General features: G+C 72.2%; 17 protein-coding genes. 9 read left to right on the forward strand and 8 right to left on the reverse strand.

The window, feature by feature from the left end:
- Positions 1-125: 125 nt before the first annotated feature.
- Complete coding sequence (locus L6E12_RS04885) at positions 126-3,638, reverse strand: penicillin-binding transpeptidase domain-containing protein (protein WP_236226669.1); 3,513 nt, start codon at positions 3,636-3,638, stop codon at positions 126-128.
- A 187-nt stretch (positions 3,639-3,825) separates the two neighbouring features.
- On the opposite strand from L6E12_RS04885, the gene L6E12_RS04890 reads away from it, so the two are divergent.
- The 3 genes from L6E12_RS04890 to L6E12_RS04900 all read left to right on the forward strand — a co-directional run bounded on the left by L6E12_RS04890 (position 3,826) and on the right by L6E12_RS04900 (position 5,851).
- Positions 3,826-4,458: a DedA family protein gene (locus L6E12_RS04890; protein WP_236226670.1), complete on the forward strand. Its 633-nt coding sequence runs from the start codon at positions 3,826-3,828 to the stop codon at positions 4,456-4,458.
- Between the two features lie 71 nt (positions 4,459-4,529).
- Positions 4,530-5,357, forward strand: a complete 828-nt coding sequence (locus L6E12_RS04895; protein ID WP_308074137.1) for an NAD(P)-dependent oxidoreductase — start codon at positions 4,530-4,532, stop codon at positions 5,355-5,357.
- Between the two features lie 239 nt (positions 5,358-5,596).
- The gene (locus L6E12_RS04900) at positions 5,597-5,851 is read left to right on the forward strand and encodes a hypothetical protein (protein ID WP_236226672.1); all 255 of its coding nucleotides are present in this window, start codon (positions 5,597-5,599) and stop codon (positions 5,849-5,851) included.
- Positions 5,852-5,977: 126 nt separating this feature from the next.
- Here the strand turns inward: L6E12_RS04900 and L6E12_RS04905 are convergent, their stop codons facing one another.
- Positions 5,978-6,979: a hypothetical protein gene (locus L6E12_RS04905; protein ID WP_236226673.1), complete on the reverse strand. Its 1,002-nt coding sequence runs from the start codon at positions 6,977-6,979 to the stop codon at positions 5,978-5,980.
- A gap of 199 nt (positions 6,980-7,178) precedes the next feature.
- Here L6E12_RS04905 and L6E12_RS04910 point away from each other — a divergent pair, with 199 nt between their 5' ends.
- From L6E12_RS04910 to L6E12_RS04935, 6 genes are all read left to right on the forward strand, one after another.
- Complete coding sequence (locus L6E12_RS04910; protein ID WP_236226674.1) at positions 7,179-8,402, forward strand: helix-turn-helix domain-containing protein; 1,224 nt, start codon at positions 7,179-7,181, stop codon at positions 8,400-8,402.
- A gap of 571 nt (positions 8,403-8,973) precedes the next feature.
- Positions 8,974-9,819 carry a helix-turn-helix transcriptional regulator gene (locus L6E12_RS04915; RefSeq protein WP_236226675.1) on the forward strand — a complete coding sequence of 282 codons (846 nt, stop codon included), beginning with the start codon at positions 8,974-8,976 and terminating at the stop codon, positions 9,817-9,819.
- 33 nt (positions 9,820-9,852) lie between these two features.
- On the forward strand, positions 9,853-10,266 hold the full coding sequence (locus L6E12_RS04920; protein WP_236226676.1) for a hypothetical protein: 414 nt from the start codon (positions 9,853-9,855) through the stop codon (positions 10,264-10,266).
- A 110-nt stretch (positions 10,267-10,376) separates the two neighbouring features.
- A complete protein-coding gene (locus L6E12_RS35655) occupies positions 10,377-10,808 on the forward strand; it encodes a Scr1 family TA system antitoxin-like transcriptional regulator (RefSeq protein ID WP_374201837.1) in 432 nt (143 codons plus the stop codon).
- A 229-nt stretch (positions 10,809-11,037) separates the two neighbouring features.
- Positions 11,038-11,526: a hypothetical protein gene (locus tag L6E12_RS04930; protein ID WP_374201838.1), complete on the forward strand. Its 489-nt coding sequence runs from the start codon at positions 11,038-11,040 to the stop codon at positions 11,524-11,526.
- A 167-nt stretch (positions 11,527-11,693) separates the two neighbouring features.
- Positions 11,694-12,404 (forward strand): phosphotransferase family protein, encoded by a 711-nt coding sequence (locus L6E12_RS04935; RefSeq protein ID WP_236226679.1) that lies wholly within the window; start codon positions 11,694-11,696, stop codon positions 12,402-12,404.
- 62 nt (positions 12,405-12,466) lie between these two features.
- Here the strand turns inward: L6E12_RS04935 and L6E12_RS04940 are convergent, their stop codons facing one another.
- The 6 genes from L6E12_RS04940 to L6E12_RS04965 form a co-directional block, all read right to left on the reverse strand.
- Positions 12,467-13,018, reverse strand: coding sequence for a DUF1772 domain-containing protein (locus L6E12_RS04940; protein WP_236226680.1), 552 nt, complete (start codon positions 13,016-13,018; stop codon positions 12,467-12,469).
- Positions 13,019-13,070: 52 nt separating this feature from the next.
- Positions 13,071-13,847, reverse strand: a complete 777-nt coding sequence (locus L6E12_RS04945) for an ABC transporter ATP-binding protein (protein WP_236226681.1) — start codon at positions 13,845-13,847, stop codon at positions 13,071-13,073.
- 138 nt (positions 13,848-13,985) lie between these two features.
- Complete coding sequence (locus L6E12_RS04950) at positions 13,986-14,615, reverse strand: hemerythrin domain-containing protein (RefSeq protein WP_236226682.1); 630 nt, start codon at positions 14,613-14,615, stop codon at positions 13,986-13,988.
- 116 nt (positions 14,616-14,731) lie between these two features.
- Positions 14,732-15,568: an NmrA family NAD(P)-binding protein gene (locus L6E12_RS04955; RefSeq protein WP_200873439.1), complete on the reverse strand. Its 837-nt coding sequence runs from the start codon at positions 15,566-15,568 to the stop codon at positions 14,732-14,734.
- A gap of 259 nt (positions 15,569-15,827) precedes the next feature.
- On the reverse strand, positions 15,828-16,583 hold the full coding sequence (locus tag L6E12_RS04960; protein WP_236226683.1) for a thioesterase II family protein: 756 nt from the start codon (positions 16,581-16,583) through the stop codon (positions 15,828-15,830).
- A 28-nt stretch (positions 16,584-16,611) separates the two neighbouring features.
- Entirely contained in the window at positions 16,612-17,664 is a 1,053-nt protein-coding gene (locus L6E12_RS04965) for a PfkB family carbohydrate kinase (protein WP_236226684.1), read from the reverse strand.
- Between the last annotated feature and the right edge of the window lie 15 nt (positions 17,665-17,679).

A 17,679-nucleotide genomic window follows, 5' to 3' on the forward strand; every position in this document is an offset into this window, starting at 1 on the left:
GACTGCCGTGGTGCTGATGACTGCCGTTCCTCCGATGACTGCCGTGCCGTCGACGACCGACGCTCTCCCCCCAATGGACGTGCGGGTGGGGGCGGGCGTTCCACCGAACGCCACCGCGGCCCGCCTCATCCCCTGGCCGCCGTGATCGTGGCGATGATCTTCTCGGCCAGGAAGCGGGCGCGGTCGGCGCCCCTGCCCTCGTCGCGGGTCTCGACCGCCACCGCGAACGAGACCGGGCCCGAGGCGGTGTCGACGAAGCCCACCAGCCAGGCGATCTGGTGCAGGAAGGTGCCCTGCGGCGCCGTCCCCGGTTCGTACTGCACCTGTGTACCGGTTTTCACCCACGCCCGTTGCCCCTGCGGCAGCACCAGCTTGCGCGCGGTGCCCGCGGTGGTGGTCGCCGACAGCGCTTGGCGGAGCTGTTCGGCCTGCTCGGGGGTGAGCACGGGGGTGCTCGCCCCGGTGACCTCGCGGCGGACCCCGTCGCGCGGGTCTGTGACCGCGGACACGACCGTGGGCTGCACGGCGGTGCCGCCGTTGGCGACGGCGCCGAGCACGGTGGCCATCTCCAGCGGGGTGCCCACGACCCCACCGCCGCCGAGCACGTTGTTGCCGATGCTGCCGTCGTCGGCGGTCGCGGGCACCCGGGAGTCCACGCCGACCGCGGTCTCGGCCAGCCAGGCGGGCTGCCGGTCGGCGCGGGCGTCGGTGCTGCCGACGACGAAACCCATCGCCTTGGCGGTGTCGCGGATGACGTCCCAGCCGAGGTCCTGGGCGAGCCGCACGAACGCGGTGTTGCAGGACACGGCGAGCGCCATCTGCAGGGTGATCCGGCCCGAGGTGGCCTGCCCGCACGCGCCGTTGCCCGCGTTGCGGATCACCTGGTTGTTGACCGTGACCGACAGCGGCGCGTCGATCACGGTCTGCGCGGTGGCGCCCCTGCTCTTGATGAACGCCGCGGCGACGACGACCTTGAACGTCGAGCCGAGCCCGTACTGGCGGCCCAGCGCCCGGTTGACCTGGGGGGACGGCACGGCCACCGCCTTGTCGTCCTCGACGAAGCGCCGCAGCCGGTCCTGCGCTTCCGGGGTCTCCCCCGCCTGGGTCGGCGCCAGCGACCAGCGGTAGCAGTCGGCGAGCACGCGCTCGTCGTCGGACTCGACGCAGTCGGTGCTCTCGTCCAGGTTGCCCCGCGCGTCGCGGGAGCCGAAGCCGTGGTCGCCGGTGAACTCGCGGCGGGCGGTCTGGTCCACCGGCCGCGCGGCCCCCTCCTCGCCCGGCTCCACGGGGGCGCTGGCGGCGGCGAGGACGTGGCCGGTCTTGGCGTCGATGACGACGGCGCCGCCCGCGAGCGGCCCGCCGGTGGGGCCGTCGGCGAGCAGCGCCTCGGCCGTGGCGCGCTGGACGGCCGGGTCCACGGTCAGCTCGACCGCGCCGTCCGGGCGGCCGCTCGACGGCGGGGCGAGCCGCTGCCCCAGCGAGGTGCCGGAGGAGCCGTCGACGATGTCGGTGAGACCCGCCTCCAGCACCCCGCGGTCGCCGCCGACCTGGAGCAGCCCACCGAGGTCGGCCAGCGAGAGGTCGGGGGTGCCGATCGGTTCCCAGCGCGCGCCGGAGCGGTCGCGCACCCACTGCGGCTTGCCGTCGACCACGACCCGCACGGTGGTCCGGTCGTAGGCGATGCGGTCGGTGGAGCACCGCTCCGGGTCCACCCTGGGCTGCTGGGTGGTGCAGAACGGCCGGTCCTCGGCGAGCCCGGTGTACGGGGAGAGCGTGATGCCCACGACCAGGGTGGCGCTGAGCAGGTAGACCCACGCGGTGCCCGCCACGGTCGGCCGCGCCCACCAGGTCGACGCCCGCGCGGGCGCGGCGGCGGGGGCCAGCGCGCGGCGCGGCTGCGGCGTGGCCGGTGCGGGGGTGCCGAGGTAGGACACGGCAACGGCGGCGATGACGCCGAGGCCGAGCGCGATCGTGGAGTGCCCGCCGCGGGACAGGAACGGCGCGGTGATGCCCGAGTGCGGCAGCGCGTTGACCGTGGCGGCGAGGACGAACAGGAACTGCCCGAGCACCATCGCCCGGAACCCGACGACGAACAGCCGCGCCGGGTCCACCCCGCCCGCCTCGGTGCGGGTGACCTGCGGCCCGATCCGGCTCAGCGCGGCGGCCAGCAGCGCCAGCAGGCCCGACAGCAGCAGGATGGTGACGCCGCCGAGCTTGCTCCAGATGACGGTCAGCACGAAGTCGGTGCTGCCCGCGGGCACCCGGCCGGAGGTGGAGTCGTCGAGCCCGCGCCCCCACAGCCCGCCGTCGGCGATGACCGCCAGCGACTGCGCGATCTGCGAGCGCCTGCTGGCCTCGGCGGAGGAGTAGGAGATCTGGCAGGCGCTGGTGCCCTCCGGCGTCGGCGGCGGGGTGGCGCCCTCGGGGGCTGGCTCGCAGGCGGCGGCCCAGTTGTAGGTCCACGGGTCGACCCAGACCGCGCCGCGCTCGGAGATGTACGGGGTGACGACCATCGCCGCCGCGCCGATCAGCACGAACACGCCCACCGGGGCCCACAGCGGCCGCGAGTAGCGCAGCGCCACCCGCCGCCGGGCCCGCGCCCGCGCCCGGCCCACCTCGCCGAGCACCTCCGGCGCCCGGTCGGCCTGCACGCCGAGCAGGTGCGCGAACACCGCCACCGACCCGACGAACACCGGGATCATCGGCCCGATGTCCTGCTTGAGCGCGCTGGCCACGCCGACGGCGGCGAAGGTGCCGATCGGGTACCACAGGTGCCTGCGGGCCCGGATCACCTCCAGCGGGCTGCCGCCGCGGGCCGCGGCGCCCACCCGGTACAGGTGCGCGTACGCGCCGAGCATGGCCGCCAGCGCCACGAAGTAGACGACCTTGCCGTACTCCGGGGTGGCGATGCCGAAGATCGTCAGCCGGTCGTCCAGCAGCGGGGCCGCGAACAGCGCGAACACCGCGAGCAGCCCGACCAGGTGGCCCTTCTCGGTCAGCGGGAACGCGGGCAGCCGCAGCCGGATCGAGCGCCGCCTCGGCGGGCCGAGCCGCTCCGGCCGGGGCCGCTGCGCCCAGGTGATCCCGGCCACCACCAGCGCCAGCGCGAGCGCGGGCAGCAGCACCGCGCGGGCGGCGGCGTCGCCGGACTCGGCGGTGAACGCGTCGCCGACGCGGGTCGCCGGGTCGGGGATGACCACCAGCCGCACGGTCAGCAGCAGCCCGAACAGCAGCAGCGTCCCGGCGCTGAGCAGGGCGGCGAGCGCGGCCGGGGCCACCTCGGCGTCGCCGCGGCGGCCGTGCGCCACCCGCAGCGCGCGCAGCCCCAGCCCGACGGCCGCGGCCACCAGGATCGCCACCGCCACCACCCACGGCGTCGACCGGAACCGCCCGCCGACGACGAACCCGAGCGCGATCAGCACCAGCGGCCACCACACCCCCGGCACCGCCCCGCGGACGGGTGAGTTGAGGGTGGTCAGGTCCTCGGGTGGCGGGGCGTTCACCGCGTGCAGGGCGACCGACCGCCTCCTGGCCAGGAACCGCGCGGTGTTCACGACCGCGAGCACCAGCCCGACCAGCAGAAAGAGCCTGCTGAAGCCGGTGAGCCCGTCGAAGAACATGGTGAGCAGCGAGCTCATGGGCGGCGGCGACCTCCGTCGAAGGGGGACCCGGGCGGATCGGCGGATGGTGCCCGAAGATCACACTGTCAGTCGCGAGGATACCGACGCCGTTACCCGTTCGGGGGCTTGTCACGAGGTCGGGCGATCACCCGCCGCCCCGCTGTACCGTGTCGGCGTCGCGGGACCACGCTGGGGAGGAAGTCCGGTGCACGTCGAGGAGATCCTGAACTCCATCCCACCGCTGACGATCTACCTCGTCGTCGGGCTGGTCATCGGCGTGGAGAGCCTGGGCATCCCGCTGCCCGGTGAGATCGTCCTCGTCAGCGCCGCCCTGCTGTCCTCGCAGAGCGACGCGGTGAACCCGGTGTGGGTCGGCGCGTGCGCCATCGCGGGCGCCGTCGTCGGCGACAGCATCGGGTACCTGATCGGCAAGCGGGGCGGGCCGCGGCTGTTCGCCTGGGCGGGGCGCAGGTTCCCCAAGCACTTCGGACCCGAGGTCGTCGGCAGGGCCAGGGCCGTGTTCGCCAGGCGCGGGGTGTGGGCGGTGTTCTTCGGCCGCTTCATCGCCCTGCTGCGCATCCTCTCCGGCCCGCTCGCCGGGTCGCTGCACATGCGCTACGGCCGGTTCCTCGTCGCCAACGCCGCGGGCGGCATCGCCTGGGCGGGCGGCACGACGGTGCTGGTGTACTACCTGGGCACGGTCGCCGAGCAGTGGCTCTCCCGCTTCTCCTGGTTCGGCCTGCTGGCGGCGGTGCTCGCCGGTGTCGTGGTCACGCTGGTGGTCCGCAGGCGGCTGCACGCGCACCCGGCGCAGGACCCCGTGGACACCACCGACTGACCTGGTCGCCCGCGGGTCCCCGAGTGTTCCCGTCGCGCCGGAGTGGGTATGAAGGGCGTATGACGCTCAAGGTGACAGTGCTCGGAACCGGGATCATGGGCGCCGCGATGGCGCGGAGCCTGGCCAGGGCCGGACTGGCCGTCACGGTCTGGAACCGCGACCCGGCCAAGGCCGAGGCCCTCGCCGACGTCGCCGAGGTGGCCCCGGACCCGGCCGCCGCCGTCGAGGGCGCGGACGCGGTCGTGACCGCGCTGTTCGACCTCGCCGCCACCGAGGCGGTGATGGCCCAGGCCCTCCCGCACGTCCGGGGCGTGTGGGTCCAGACCGGGACGGTGGGCCTCGACGGCGCCATCTCCCTGGCGCGGCAGGCGGCGGACGCGGGGGTCGACTACGTCGACGCCCCGGTCCTGGGCACCCGCCAACCCGCCGAGAACGGCCAACTGACCGTCCTCGCCGCAGGCCACCCCACCGACACCACCACCGCCGTCTTCGACGCGATCGGCGCCAAGACCATCTGGGTCGGCCAGAACCCGGGCGACGGCCACCGCCTCAAGCTCACCGCCAACGCCTGGGTCGTCTCCCTCACCGCCGCCACCGCCCAGAGCATCGAACTGGCCAGCGCCCTGGGCCTGGACCCGACGCTGTTCCTGGAGATCATCGAGGGCGGCCCCCTCGACAGCGGCTACGCCCAGCTCAAGGGCCGGGCCATGATCACCGACACCTACCCGCCGTCGTTCACCCTGGACGGGGCGGTCAAGGACTCCGCCCTCATCGCCGAGGCCCTCGCCCAGGCGGGCAAGGACAACCGCGTGATGACCGCCATCAACCAGGTCTACGCCGAGTCCTCGGCCAGGGGCCACGGCGAGGACGACATGGCGGCCGTCAACAAGGGCTTCTGACCGCTCCCCCGGGAAGCGGCGGTGTGCGAGGATGGGCGGCATGACGCTTGCCCGAAAGGACAATGGGGCGTAAGTCCCCGGCGCGCGTGCGCGCCGCCACCGCCGCCCGAGTGACGCGAAAGCGCACCAGAGCCGCCCGACGAGCGGCGGCCAACCCGCCCGCACAACGCCGCGGGCAACCTTCCTGGCTACCGAGACGCCGAAGACTCCGCCCCATCCCCGGGCTGTCCGGCCGGGGCGTGGCCGCGATCGCCCGGCTCGAACGCGAGCACTACGAGCCGGGCGCCGCCGCCCACGCCCTGCGGACGTGGTCCGGGTTCGTCCGCACCTCGGGGCACCGACTGTGGACCGAGGCGGAGGGCTGCGGAGTCCCCGAGTGCTGCCCGAACCCACCGGAACTGCGGCTGGTGCTCCACGCGGTGGTGGCAGTGCTGCCACCGAAGGACGCACGGGTGCTGCGCAAGCGACTCGAAGACCTGGACGACATGTGGTGATCCACCACCGGACGCAGACAGGCCGCCGGGCGAACCACACCGGCGGTCTGTTCGCAGAGACCGAGAACAGACCCCGGTGAAACGGGCGTCTTCATGTGGGCCGTGGTTGCGTTTCGGGATGTCGCGTCAAGCTTGGGTGAGACGGTTGTGCAGGTCGCGGGCGTCGGGTGTGTCGATGGCGCGTAGTCGTGCGGCGATGTCGGTGGCGCTGTCGGCGATGCGGGTGGAAGTGACGCCTTCGGCAAGATCAGCGAAGGTCGTCCAGGCGTGCAGGGCGGCATCGGTGTCGCCGCGACGCAGCAGGACACGGCCAAGATCCCCGGTGACCACCGCGTGGGTGCGGCGGCGGTTGAGGCCGAGAGCCATGGCGTGGTGAAGGTGCTCCACTGCGGCGCGCAGGTCACCCAGCCGGTAGTGGACCATGCCGGTCTCGTGCGCCCAGCGCGACGGGTCGTAGTGGTCGGCCCACGCCCGGCCGGGAGTGGTTTTGGTGGCGTGGTCGATCGCGGTGGCGGCGGCAGCGAGCCGGGCGGTGGCGGTCGTGCTGTCGTGGTCGGCGGCGGCAGCGCGGGCGTGGATGGTGGCGAAGTAGGCCCGTGCCCGTGGTTCGGTGCTGGTGCGGCCGAGGTCGTCGGAGGCAGCAGCCAAGCGTAGCGCGGTGGCGTGGTGGCCGAGGTCCAGGGACAGGTCGGCCAGACCGCGCAACGCGGTCGCCGCCAGCCCGGGGTCGCCTGCTTCGGCGGCGAGGCGGTGGCTGTGCAGGTAGTACCGCTGGGCCAGCCCGGGATGCCCGGCGTCATTGGCCATCCACCCGGCCAGGTGCGTGAGTTCGGCGGTGGCGGAGAACAAGGCGCGGCCGGTGGCTTCGGTGTAGGTGCCCTCCAACCAGGGACGCACGTCGTTCACCAGGTAGCGCACGGCGAGATGGCGGGCGTGCGCGCCGCCGATCTCGGCGGCGGTGTCGCCCAGTGCGGTGGTCATGGTGCGGATCGCGGCGACTTCCCCGGCACCGACGCGCACCCGCCCGGCGTGGCCGACCCGCCGCAGGACAGCGTCGGGATCGATCGGTTCGAGCGCCGCAGCCGCAACCGATGCGGTGGCGGTGAGCAGGAATCCACGTCGATCCACGTCCTGTCCTCCCAACGTCATCACTTCGTCCACGGTATCGACCGGGCGAATGGGGACTCGTTCCATGCGTGCCCCACTCGAAGACTTCGTGGGAACCTGGTCGAGATCTCCGGTAGCGGCTTACCCTGAACACCAAGTCAGCTCACACCCGCTCACCCACGGCAACACCGCAGGCGGGATCCAGCCGAAGGGGAACACCATGCCAGTCGATGAACTCGCGGGCCTTCCGATCGGCTCCCGGATCCAGGTCGTGCGTGAGCGCAAGGGCAAGACCCGGCCCGTGGTCGCCGGTCTGGTCGGCCGGTCCGAGGAGTGGCTCAAGTCGGTCGAGCGCGGGCGCCGGAACCCGCCCGACGTGCACATGCTGGTGAAGCTCGCCGGGGTGCTCGGTGTTGACCTCGCGGTGCTCGTCGGCGAGCAGCAAGGCCCCTTCGCCCTCCAGGGCCGGACCGGACACGCGGCGGTCGCCGGGGTGCGCGAGGCCATCGAGGCCCCCCTCATGTCGCTCCCCACCTCCGCGCCGGTCTCGGCCACCGACCTAGCCCGCCGCACCGCCGACGCCTGGTCGCTCTGGCACTCTTCCCCCACCCCGCGCGACGCCGTGGGCGCGGTGCTTCCCCAGATCATCACCGACGGCCGTCGCGCCGCCCGTGCGCTCGACGGTGTCGACCGACGCCGGGCGCACGCCGCACTGTCGTCCGCCTACGCACTGTCCGGGCAGTTGCTCGCGTGGGTCGCGGACTCGGCGCTGCTGTGGCTCGCCGCCGACCGGTGCATGTCCTCAGCCGAACAGGCCGACGAGCCGCAGGCGCTGGCCAGCGCGGCCTGGGTGGTCGGCAACGTGTGGCGGTCCACCGGCCGGGAGGACGACGCGCTCCAGCTCGCCGATGACGCGGGCAAGCTGCTCGCGCACGCGCTCGACGGGGACGACGACGAGCCGAGGGCGCTGTGGGGCGCGGTCCGAGCACACGGGGCGATCACCGCGGCGAAGATGGGGCGAGAGGGCGACGCGTTGCGGCGCTTGGACGACGCCGCCGACATGGCCGCGCGTCTGCCGTCCGGCTACGCCCACCCCGCGACCCTGTTCGGCGCCGCCAATGCCGCGCTCACCGGGATCAGTGTGCAGGTCGAGCTGCACAAGGGCGGGTCCGCAGTGCTCACCGCCGAAGCTGCCGACCCGGACGCGGTGCCGTCGCTGGACCGGCGTGCCCGGGTGTGGTTGGAGGTCGCCCGCGGGTACCGGCAGCGCAAGGAGAACATCGCTTCACTGCACGTGCTCCAGCGCGCGGCCCGGATCAACCGGGAGTCGATGACCTGCCACCCGCTCGCCCGCACCCTGGCCGGAGAGCTGGTCACCACCGGCGGAAACCTGATCGAGCGCGAGGCCCGCGCACTGGCCGCAGATCTCGGGGTGGCCGTGTAGCACCTCACCAGGGGTACGGGTTGTACCCCTGGTGAGGGGGTACGAACACGTCACCGCAGATCAGAGCGGCGGCGCATAGCGTCACCTCCCGGAAGAGGAGGTGACGGAATGCCTGTGCTGATCATGCTCGGTGTTGCCGCAATGCCGGCCATCGCCACTGTGTTCACCGGCCCGGTGCTGGACCGTCTCTTTGGGCCGGTGAGGGACCGGTGACGGCGCGGTTCGTGACACCGTCCGTCCGAATCGGGCGGGTGGCGTGTTCGCGGGTTTTCGTGGGTGACCACACGTTCCGTCTGGCATCGGGTGACACCGCGATCGCGGTGTTCCGGGGTGTGTGCGTCGAGGAGAGGCGCTTCCTCATCATCCGGGACCGCCGGTTTCCCGGCCCGGTTATCGAAGGGCCCCGGCCGATGGTGGCCACGATCCCGAAGCCCCTGACGTTGCAGTGGGCCGATCATCGGGAACTGATCTCGGTTGCCCAGGCGTGGATCACCGCCACATCACCTGTTCGCGCGGGGAACGACCGGGAACCCGGCCGTTCCGCACCCGGGGAGGGTTGGGGCAGGGCGGGATGACGGTGGGGGTGCGCATCTGGCATCGCGTGCTGGGCATGACCTTGACCCGGTGCCGTCATGATCGCGGGCTGACGACCCGACAAGCGGCAGCCCGGTTGGGGATGTCCCCGGCGACGTTGAACCGGTCGGAGAACGCCACCCGCCCGTTCGACCCGGTTGAGGTGGGGGCCGCGTTGGCGACGTATCAACCGTCACGAGCCGAGCGCGCCCGGGTGCCGGCTCTCGCGCAGGGGCCACGCACCAGCGGGTGGTGGGCGGTGGGCGGCATCCCGCAAGTACACGAGGACGCGGTGATGGCACTGGAGGACACCGCCCGGTCGGTGATCGAGTTCTCCGCCACCGAGATCCGTGTGGTCGCGCAGATCCCCCACTACACCCGGGCGCTGTGCTGGAACCGCCGGGGTGAGGAACAGGCGGCGCTGGCACGCGCCTGCCGCAGACACCGGACTCTGCTGAACCCCACCCAACCGGACCGCACGATCGTCCTCGACGAAGCCCTACTGCGCCGCCCCGTCGGCGGACCGACCGCCATGGCACAGCAACTGCGACACCTGCTGGCCCTGACACGGGGAAGATCGATCACAGTGCGGGTGATCCCGGTCAAGGAAGGCGGCTACCGCTGCCCCGGCAACTGCGCCATATACCGGATCATCGACAAACCCACCGTTGCGCACCTGTGGTCCCACGCCGCCTCCGGGTTGCTCGACGACCCCTCCGACACCCGGCCAATCGAAGGCTCGATGACCGACCTCCTTTCCATCGCCGTCACCCCGAACGACAGCCTCGACCTGCTGAACCGGCTCGCCGCCGACCACGAACGCACCGCTGGCCTGTACCCGTGACACCACATCCACACCCACCAAAGGACTTCTTCGATGGCCACCGCAACCACATCGACATCCTCACCGGCAGAGCTGCGCAACGAACTCGTGGCGCGCGGATGGGACCTCGACACCCACCGAGCCGGAAACACGATCACCATTGGCGCTCACCGCACCGGCGAGGGGTACCGCGAGTTCATGGTGATGCACGAGACCGGGCACGGGGAAATCCTCCTCGGCCGATGGATCGAGGCAACAGACCTCGTCTGGATCCGAATGGCAAACGGCTGGCAGGAAACCATCCGTCTGCTGGACACCTTCCCCGACGAACCCACCGTCCCCTGGCTCCCCGCCCACCCCGAGGAACTCCTCACCGCCGCACTGCAACGACAGGCCACCCTCCTGGCCGATTCCACCCCGGCAGACACAACACACCGGCCAGGAGACGACACCACCTCTACCGGCTGACCGCCGACGCCGACCTCACCGACTGGCTCCTACGCCCCGGTACCGAAACCGACACCGTCAGCAGCATCGAACAAATCGCCGAAACAATCACCTGGTTCGCTCCCACCGTCATCCCCCACCCACTGCGCACCACGGCCTACCACGACGCCCTCACCCGCGACACCAGCGAAAACATTACCCCCACATCACCACAGACCATGCGTATCAGCACATTCCTCCTCCACCCCCAAGCCCTGAACCACCCCGGCATACCCGAGACAACAACGCGCGAGCAGCTCCGGCACCTGCGCGACACCAGCCCGAGCGACATCCGACTCCTGCCCGCTGAATCCCCACCACACCCCGAATTCCGACTCCTGGAGATCGACCACTTCCCACCCGTGGTCCACATCAACCACCACGGCACCCACATCCTCCTCGAACACCCCGAATCCACCGCCCCCTACACCGCGCTACTCCGCACCCTCAGCACGACCGCCCTCACCATTGAATCCACCCGACAAGCCCTGCACGACCTCACGACACACACCAAGCACCGATGACCGGCTCCACCCGGGTCCTTCACCGAACCAAAGGCAGACGGCCCATTGTCCGAACTTCGAGACACCTCACCTACTCAGAGCCTGTTTCAGCGTTGGCCGAAACGTACCCGTCAGGGTGCTGTTGACCTGGGCCTTGGCTCGATGGCTGTGTCGCCTCGAATGGGGGACGCGCCCAGTGGTTGTGCACCATGAGACTGGAGCCACTGACTGGGAGGAGATCGACGTGACCATGGTGTTGGGCACTCCGCACGCGTTGGGGCGGGATCTGATTGACGGCGAGTTGTTCGAGCGACTGGTGGGCCGGGTGGTCGCGGATACGGGTGTGGATCGGGAGATGGCCAAGCGCGTGGTTGACCAGTCGTTGGCGTTCTTGGCGGCATCGGCCCGGCACGTCGGTGAGCCGTTGAGCCCCAGTGCCGAGGTCGATCCGGGCTGGCATGCCTTCCTGCTCTACACGAGGGAGTACACAGAGTTCTGCCACCGCATCGCAGGCCGCTTCATCCACCACGTCCCCGAGGACACTCCCGGATCCGTTTCGACTGGGTCCGGCGGCCGGGTCAGCCGTACGCTGGCCGCGATCGAGGCCGCAGGCTACGTGGTGGACCGCGAGCTGTGGTTCAGCGACACGGACCGCTGCGGAAGCTGCCATGAAGAGGGCAATTGCAACGCCAGCGGTGGCGACGGCAACGAGAACTCGGACAACCGCGGTAAGGACTGATGTTGACGACTTGGCCTGAACTGCCCGCTGCCGTTGTGTCCGCCGTCGAGCAGCGGATGGGCCGAGTCGTCGAGGCAGCGGACGTGGACCGCGGGGACAGCAGCGACTTGGCCGCGGTCGTGCGTGGGGTGTCCGGGGAGCCGGTGTTCGTGAAAGGTGTCCGTGGTGTGAGCAGGCGCATGCGCTGGCTCCGCAACGAGATCACCGGCTCCCTGCACGCCCCCGGAATCGCCCCCGATGTCATCTTCCACGTTGACGTGGGCTACTGGCTCATCGTCGGCTTCGCCTACGTCCCCGGTCGCCGCGCAGACCTCTCCCCCGGCTCATCGGACCTCCCCCTGGTCGCTGACACGCTGTCCAGGATCAGTCGCATTCAAGCCCCGGGCCTGCGCCCACTGCGCGACCGCTGGTCCGGCACCGACTGGTGGACCCGCTTGGCCGACGAGGCACCGGACCACATCCGCGATTGGGACGCCCCCAAGCTGGCGCGCATCTCCGCTGCCGCCCCGGCCCTGGTCGACGGCACCAGCCTGCTCCACACCGATCTCCACGCGGACCAGTTCCTGATCAGCGAAACCAACCGAGTGCACGTCATCGACTGGGGATTTCCCGGCAGTGGCGCCCCGTGGGTGGACACGGCCTTCATGACCCTCCGCCTGGTCGACGCGGGTCACACTCCCGCCGAGGCGGAGTCATGGGCCCGAACCATCCCGGCCTACGCGGGTGCCGCGCCGGATGCGCTGACAGCGTTCGCGGTGTACGTCGCGGGCTTCTGGACCCACCTGTCCCTGTCCGCCGGTCACGGGGCCCGCCACCGCGCCCGCCTCGCCCGGACCTGCGCGAACTGGCGCCTGGGCTCACCTGCCCCCACAGCGTGACAACCAAGCCGAAACGCGGACAGGCCGCCGGGGGGACCCGGCGGCCTGTCCACGGAGGAGCGTCAGTTGGAGCGCTTGTGCGAGACCAGTGCGCCCGCCAGCGCGCCGAAGGCGAGCACGTTGGCGATCGTGCGCACCAGGTGCCACCTGTTCCACGGGTCCTCGAACGCCCCGCGGACGCGGGCCAGCTCGTTGAGGTCGGTGGGCAGGCCCGCCGCCTCCAGTTGGTCGTTGAGGGGGATGTTGATGCCCATGGTGATGCCGATGGCGACCACGTACAGCGCCAGCGAGGCCAGGACCCAGCGGGCGGCGGTGCGCTTGCCGAGCTTGTGCTCGATGATGGCCGCCGCGCCGGTGAAGATGAAGGCGCCCGCCAGGACCGAGCCGAACGTGTTGTTCTGGATGGCCCGGTTGATCTGCTGCATGGAGTCGATGAAGGTGCGGTTGTCGGTCTTGGCCAGCGCGGGCATGACGGCGTTGGCGAAGGTGAAGAACGTCCCCGCCATCAGGCCCATGCAGGCGGTGGCCAGCCAGAGCACGGGCGCGGCGAGCTTGCTCTTGCCCGTTGGCGGCCCCACCTGCTGGGCGAATTGCGCGCTGCGGAGGTCGGACATGGTGGGTTCTCCCCTGTGGTCGTGGACGGGTCGGTGGGACGGGGTTCGCGGGTCAGGCCAGTGAGCCGGTGAGGGTGTCGGCGCCGTCCGGGAGGAGGGTGCCTTCGTCGAGCAGGCCGACGCGGTCGCACAGCCAGCGGACCTCCAGCAGGTCGCTGCCCGCGTACAGCACGGACATGCCCTGGTCGCGCAGGTCGCTGAGGGTGGTGAGGAGGCGGACGCGGCTGTCGGGGTCGATGTGGGCGGTTGGCTGGTCCAGGACCAGCATCCGGGGGCGGATCAGCAGGGACATGGCCAGGCACAGCTCGCGCAGTTCGCCGCCGGTGCAGCGGTCGACCGGGACGGTGGCGTGGGCGGCGAGCCCGGCGCGGCGCAGGGCCTCGGTGATCCGCTCGGCGCGCTCGGCGCGCGGGATGCGGTGGAAGCGCGCCCAGAAGGCGAGGGTCTCGGCCATGGTGGCGGTCGGGACCATCACCGCGCTCTGCGGGACGTAGCTGATGACGTGCCGCAACTGGAAGCCGTCGTAGGCGTCGATGGACTCACCGCCGACGGTGATGCTGCCGGTGTCGGCGCCGAGCAGGCCGGTGACCAACCGCACGATGGTGCTCTTGCCGGAGCCGGTGGGCCCGGCCAGGCCGTACGCCTCCCCGGCGGCGACCTCGAAACCGATGTCGCGGACGACACCGCGCCCGTCGTCGGTGGTGTAGCCCAGTCCGGACACCGCCAGGACCGCGCCCCGGCGATTTCGTTGTCCGGGCACGCGGTCGACCACAGTGGACGTCGCGATGACGCCACCGGGCGCCTCGTCCGCCCCGTTCAGCCAGCCCATGGCCCTGTCCCCTCGCGTTGGTCCCGGTTGTCCCCGCGCCCGCCGTCCACCCGACGGCGGGCGCGGGTCTCGCGCCGTGCCCGCACACCGCCCTGTGCGCCGACTTCGGTCAGTCCTCCGTGCGGGAGATCCCGCGGATCACCACCAGCGGTAGGACCGCTCGTAGCGGAAGTTCAGCGCGGTCAAGCCGATGAGCCGGACCGGCAGCGGCATCAGCGCGGCGGCCCGCCCGGAGCCCGCGCCGTCGAACATCCACGGCAGCAGGAACGCGAGCACGGTCGGCGGGGCGCTGAACATGATGCGGCGCTCGACGTTGCCGTAGGCGCGCTTGCCCATGGCGACGAACGCGGGGAGCACGATGGTCTCCTCGGCGCGCAGGTGGTCGTGGATGATCGCGTCGAACCGCGTCGCGGCTTCGACCAGGGCGGCGTTGTCGTCGAGCCGCAGCGCCGCGGTGACGGCGTCCATCGCCTCGTCCAGCGCCGCGTGGTCGGCGTGCATGTCGACCTCCCGCTCGGCGAAGCCGGGCACCTTGGCGCGCAGCTCGGGCCAGAGGATGTCGTCCTCGGTGTGGTGGTGCCAGTCGATGGTGGCGCGCACCTGGTCCCACCAGGAGGCCACCCTCGGCCGCTTGGGCGAGGACAGCTTGGGTGCCACCGCCAGCAGCTTCTTGGCGTCGCGGCGCATCGCGCGGTGCAGCAGCGCGAAGCCGTGGAGGTTCTCGGGGAGTCCGTCGAGCCCGTGCTCGCTGGACAGTCCTGCGGTCATGGCGTGCTCCCTGCGGTTCCGTGCGGGTCCTGCGGTGGCGGCGGTCTGGTGCTGGTGGTGCTGGTGGTGCGGTTCTGCTCAGTCGGCGGTGCCGCGGGGCGCGGCGCGCGGGGGTCTCAGTCGGCGTTCCAGACACCGCTGGCGGCGGTGTCGTGCGCGAAGTCGGTGAAGTCGCGGGGTTCGCGGCGCAGCGCCCGGCGCACCCCGTCGGTGAGGTAGGCGTTGCGCCCGTCGAGGACCTCGCCGAAGAGGCCGACGAAGTGCTGCGACATGCCGCGCTCGCGCAGCGCGGCGGCGTACTGCGGCGGGCTCAGCGGCACGTACCGCACGTCCCGCCCGGTGGCCTTGCTGATCTCCGCGGCGATGTCGTGGAAGCCCAGCAGCCGCGGTCCGGACAGCTCGTAGACCTGCCCGGCGTGCCCGGGTTCGGTCAGCGCCGCCACCGCCACGTCGGCGATGTCGTCGGCGTCGACGAACGGCTCCACCGCGTCGCCAGCGGGCAGCGCGATCTCACCGGCCAGCACCGCCTCCAGCATGAAGTTCTCGCTGAAGTTCTGGTTGAACCAGCTACAGCGGACGATCGTCCACTCCAGCCCGCACCGCTGCACGACCCGCTCGCTCTCCTGTGCGGCCTCCTCGCCGCGGCCGGAGAGCAGCACCAGCCGCTCGACCCCGGCGTCGACGGCGGCCCGGCAGAACCGGGTGATGTCGGCGACGGCACCGGGGAAGCCGAGGTCGGGGATGTAGGTGACGTACGCGGCCCGGACCCCGTCGAGGACCGGCGCGAACGTCTCGTGGTCGTTCCAGTCGAAGCGCGGGGTCTCCGACCGGGAGCCGATGCGCACCGGCACCCCCCGGGCGCCGAGCCGCGCGGCGACCCGGCGGCCGGTCTTGCCGGTGCCCCCGATCACCAGGACCTCATTCGCCCGGTCACGGCTCGCTCGCTCTCCCATACCCGTAGTCAACCGGTCTGCGCGGAATTGAGCCATAGTCAAGAAGCTCAGGCCCATCTCTGGGCGTCTCCACCCGGCAGCGGCCGTGAGCCGACCCTATGCGACACGCTGACCTGCGCAGATGGCGAGAAGGTTGCCGGAAGGCAAAAACGCCCGCTCGTCCCGGCACAAATGCTGCCGGGGCGAGCGGGCGTATTTCGATTACCGAGATGAATACGCGGGAAGAAGTGACGCACCACGCCCGACCACGGGCGGCGATTCACCGGACGGCGCGGTCCCGCGCGGCCCGCAGGGCCGACGCCACGGTGGGCATCCGGTCGTAGAGGAAGAAGTGGTCGCCGCCGAACGCGGTGTGGGTGAAGTCCCCGCTGGTGTACCGGGCCCACTCGGCGCCCACCGCGGGCGGGGCCAGGTGGTCGTCCTCGGCGTGCCAGGCGGCCAGGGAGATGCGGGGCGGCTCCTCCGCCGGGTCCGGGTGGTAGCCGACCACCAGGCGCAGGTCGTTGCGCAGCGCGGGGATGAACAGCCCGCGCAGCGGGGAGGTGCGCAGCATCGGGTTCACCGCGCCGATCTCGGTCAGTGCGTCCAGCAGTTGCTCGTCGGGCAGTTCCACCAGCGGGGCGAACACCTTCGACGACGACCGGTGCGGCGGGCGCGACCCGGCCAGCACCACGAACTCCGGGTCGCGCAGGTCCGGGTCGCGGCTGATCCGCTTGGCCACCTCGTAGGCCAGCAGGCCGCCGAGGCTGTGCCCGAGCAGCGCGTACGGTCCGGACCCGGCCAGCAGCGGGGCCAGCTCGTCGGCGTGGCGCACCAGCGATTCGGCGGGCGGGTCGGCCCGGCGGGTGGCCCGGCCGGGCAGGTCCACGGCCTGCACCAGGAATTCCGGGGCGAGCGCCTTCGGCCAGGTCTTGAACGAGGCGGAGGACCCGCCCGCGGGGGCGAAGCAGACCAGCCGCAGCGGCGCGACCTGCTCCTCGGTCGCGGCGGGTGGGGTGGCGAGTGCGGCGGACATGGCTGGCTCCCTGGGGCGGGTGTCGTGGTCAGGACGCGATCGGGACGCCCGCCGCGCCGGGCCCCCGCGCGCTCATCGGCGGGACGGCGCGCGACGCGGGGTCGAGCGGGACGGTGGGAGCGCCGAGGTGGGGTCCGAAGGGGACGCACGCCTCGACCCCGTGGGTGTCGGCGATCAGCGCGGTGAGCCGCACCGGGTCCGGGTTGTAGCCCTGCGCGCCCAGCGAACCGACCGCGAGCGCGGCCAGCGCGCAGCCGAGCCGGGCGGCGGACACCGCGTCCAGGCCCCAGCCCAGCGCGGCCAGGTACCCCGCGCGGAAGGCGTCGCCGGACCCGGTCGGGTCCACCGCGACGACCTCGACGGCGGGTACGGTCACCGGCCGCTCGCCCGCCACCTCCAACCGCACCCCGTCCACGCCGAGGGTGGTCACCCAGGTCCCCACGCGGCGCAGCACCTCCCGGTGCGACCAGCCGGTCCTCTCCAGCAGCAGCGCCACCTCGTGCCGACTGGTGAACAGCACCCGCGCCCCGCCGACCAGCGCCCGCAGCTCGTCCCCGGCCAGGCACCCGACCTGGCGCGAGGGCGCCACGGCGAACGGGTGCCCGTGCAACCGGCACGCCTCGGCGTGCCGGACCATCGCAACCGATTCGTCGGCGGCGATGAGCACCAGGCCGGGGGAGCCGAGCCGGTCGGCGACCGCGCTCAGCCGCAGGTGCCGGGCGGCGCGCATGGCCCCGGGGCGGAACGCCGCCACCCGGTTGCCGCCGGTGTCGGTGGCGCACAGGAAGCGGGCGGTCGGCTCCGCGCACACCCGCACCGAGCCGGTGTCCACCCCGAGCGCGCCGAGCGCGGTCCCGTCGAAGTCGGGGCCGACCGCGCCGAGCAGGACCGGGCGCAGCCCCAGCCGGGCCAGCCCGTAGGCGGTGTTCGCGGCCGTGCCGCCGGGGCGGGGCGCGGGGGTGCGCAGCACGGAACCCAGCGCCAGCCCGTGCGGCAGGTCGGCCAGCAGCCGCCGGGTGAACACGCCGGGAAAGGCCACCAGGTGGTCGGTGGCGATCGAGCCGGTCACGGTGACGCGCATGCTGACCATCCCTCT

The sequence above is a fragment of the Actinokineospora sp. PR83 genome, assembly GCF_021056305.1.
Lineage (GTDB): Bacteria > Actinomycetota > Actinomycetes > Mycobacteriales > Pseudonocardiaceae > Actinokineospora > Actinokineospora spheciospongiae.

Excerpts from the sequence above, each read along its gene's own strand:
- L6E12_RS04885 (WP_236226669.1), bottom strand. The coding sequence starts at position 3,638 with ATGAGCTCGCTGCTCACCATGTTCTTCGACGGGCTCACCGGCTTCAGC.
- L6E12_RS04910 (WP_236226674.1), top strand. The coding sequence starts at position 7,179 with ATGCCAGTCGATGAACTCGCGGGCCTTCCGATCGGCTCCCGGATCCAG.
- L6E12_RS04915 (WP_236226675.1), top strand. The coding sequence starts at position 8,974 with ATGACGGTGGGGGTGCGCATCTGGCATCGCGTGCTGGGCATGACCTTG.
- L6E12_RS04920 (WP_236226676.1), top strand. The coding sequence starts at position 9,853 with ATGGCCACCGCAACCACATCGACATCCTCACCGGCAGAGCTGCGCAAC.
- L6E12_RS04930 (WP_374201838.1), top strand. The coding sequence starts at position 11,038 with ATGGTGTTGGGCACTCCGCACGCGTTGGGGCGGGATCTGATTGACGGC.
- L6E12_RS04940 (WP_236226680.1), bottom strand. The coding sequence starts at position 13,018 with ATGTCCGACCTCCGCAGCGCGCAATTCGCCCAGCAGGTGGGGCCGCCA.
- L6E12_RS04945 (WP_236226681.1), bottom strand. The coding sequence starts at position 13,847 with ATGGGCTGGCTGAACGGGGCGGACGAGGCGCCCGGTGGCGTCATCGCG.
- L6E12_RS04950 (WP_236226682.1), bottom strand. The coding sequence starts at position 14,615 with ATGACCGCAGGACTGTCCAGCGAGCACGGGCTCGACGGACTCCCCGAG.
- L6E12_RS04955 (WP_200873439.1), bottom strand. The coding sequence starts at position 15,568 with ATGGGAGAGCGAGCGAGCCGTGACCGGGCGAATGAGGTCCTGGTGATC.
- L6E12_RS04960 (WP_236226683.1), bottom strand. The coding sequence starts at position 16,583 with ATGTCCGCCGCACTCGCCACCCCACCCGCCGCGACCGAGGAGCAGGTC.
- L6E12_RS04965 (WP_236226684.1), bottom strand. The coding sequence starts at position 17,664 with ATGCGCGTCACCGTGACCGGCTCGATCGCCACCGACCACCTGGTGGCC.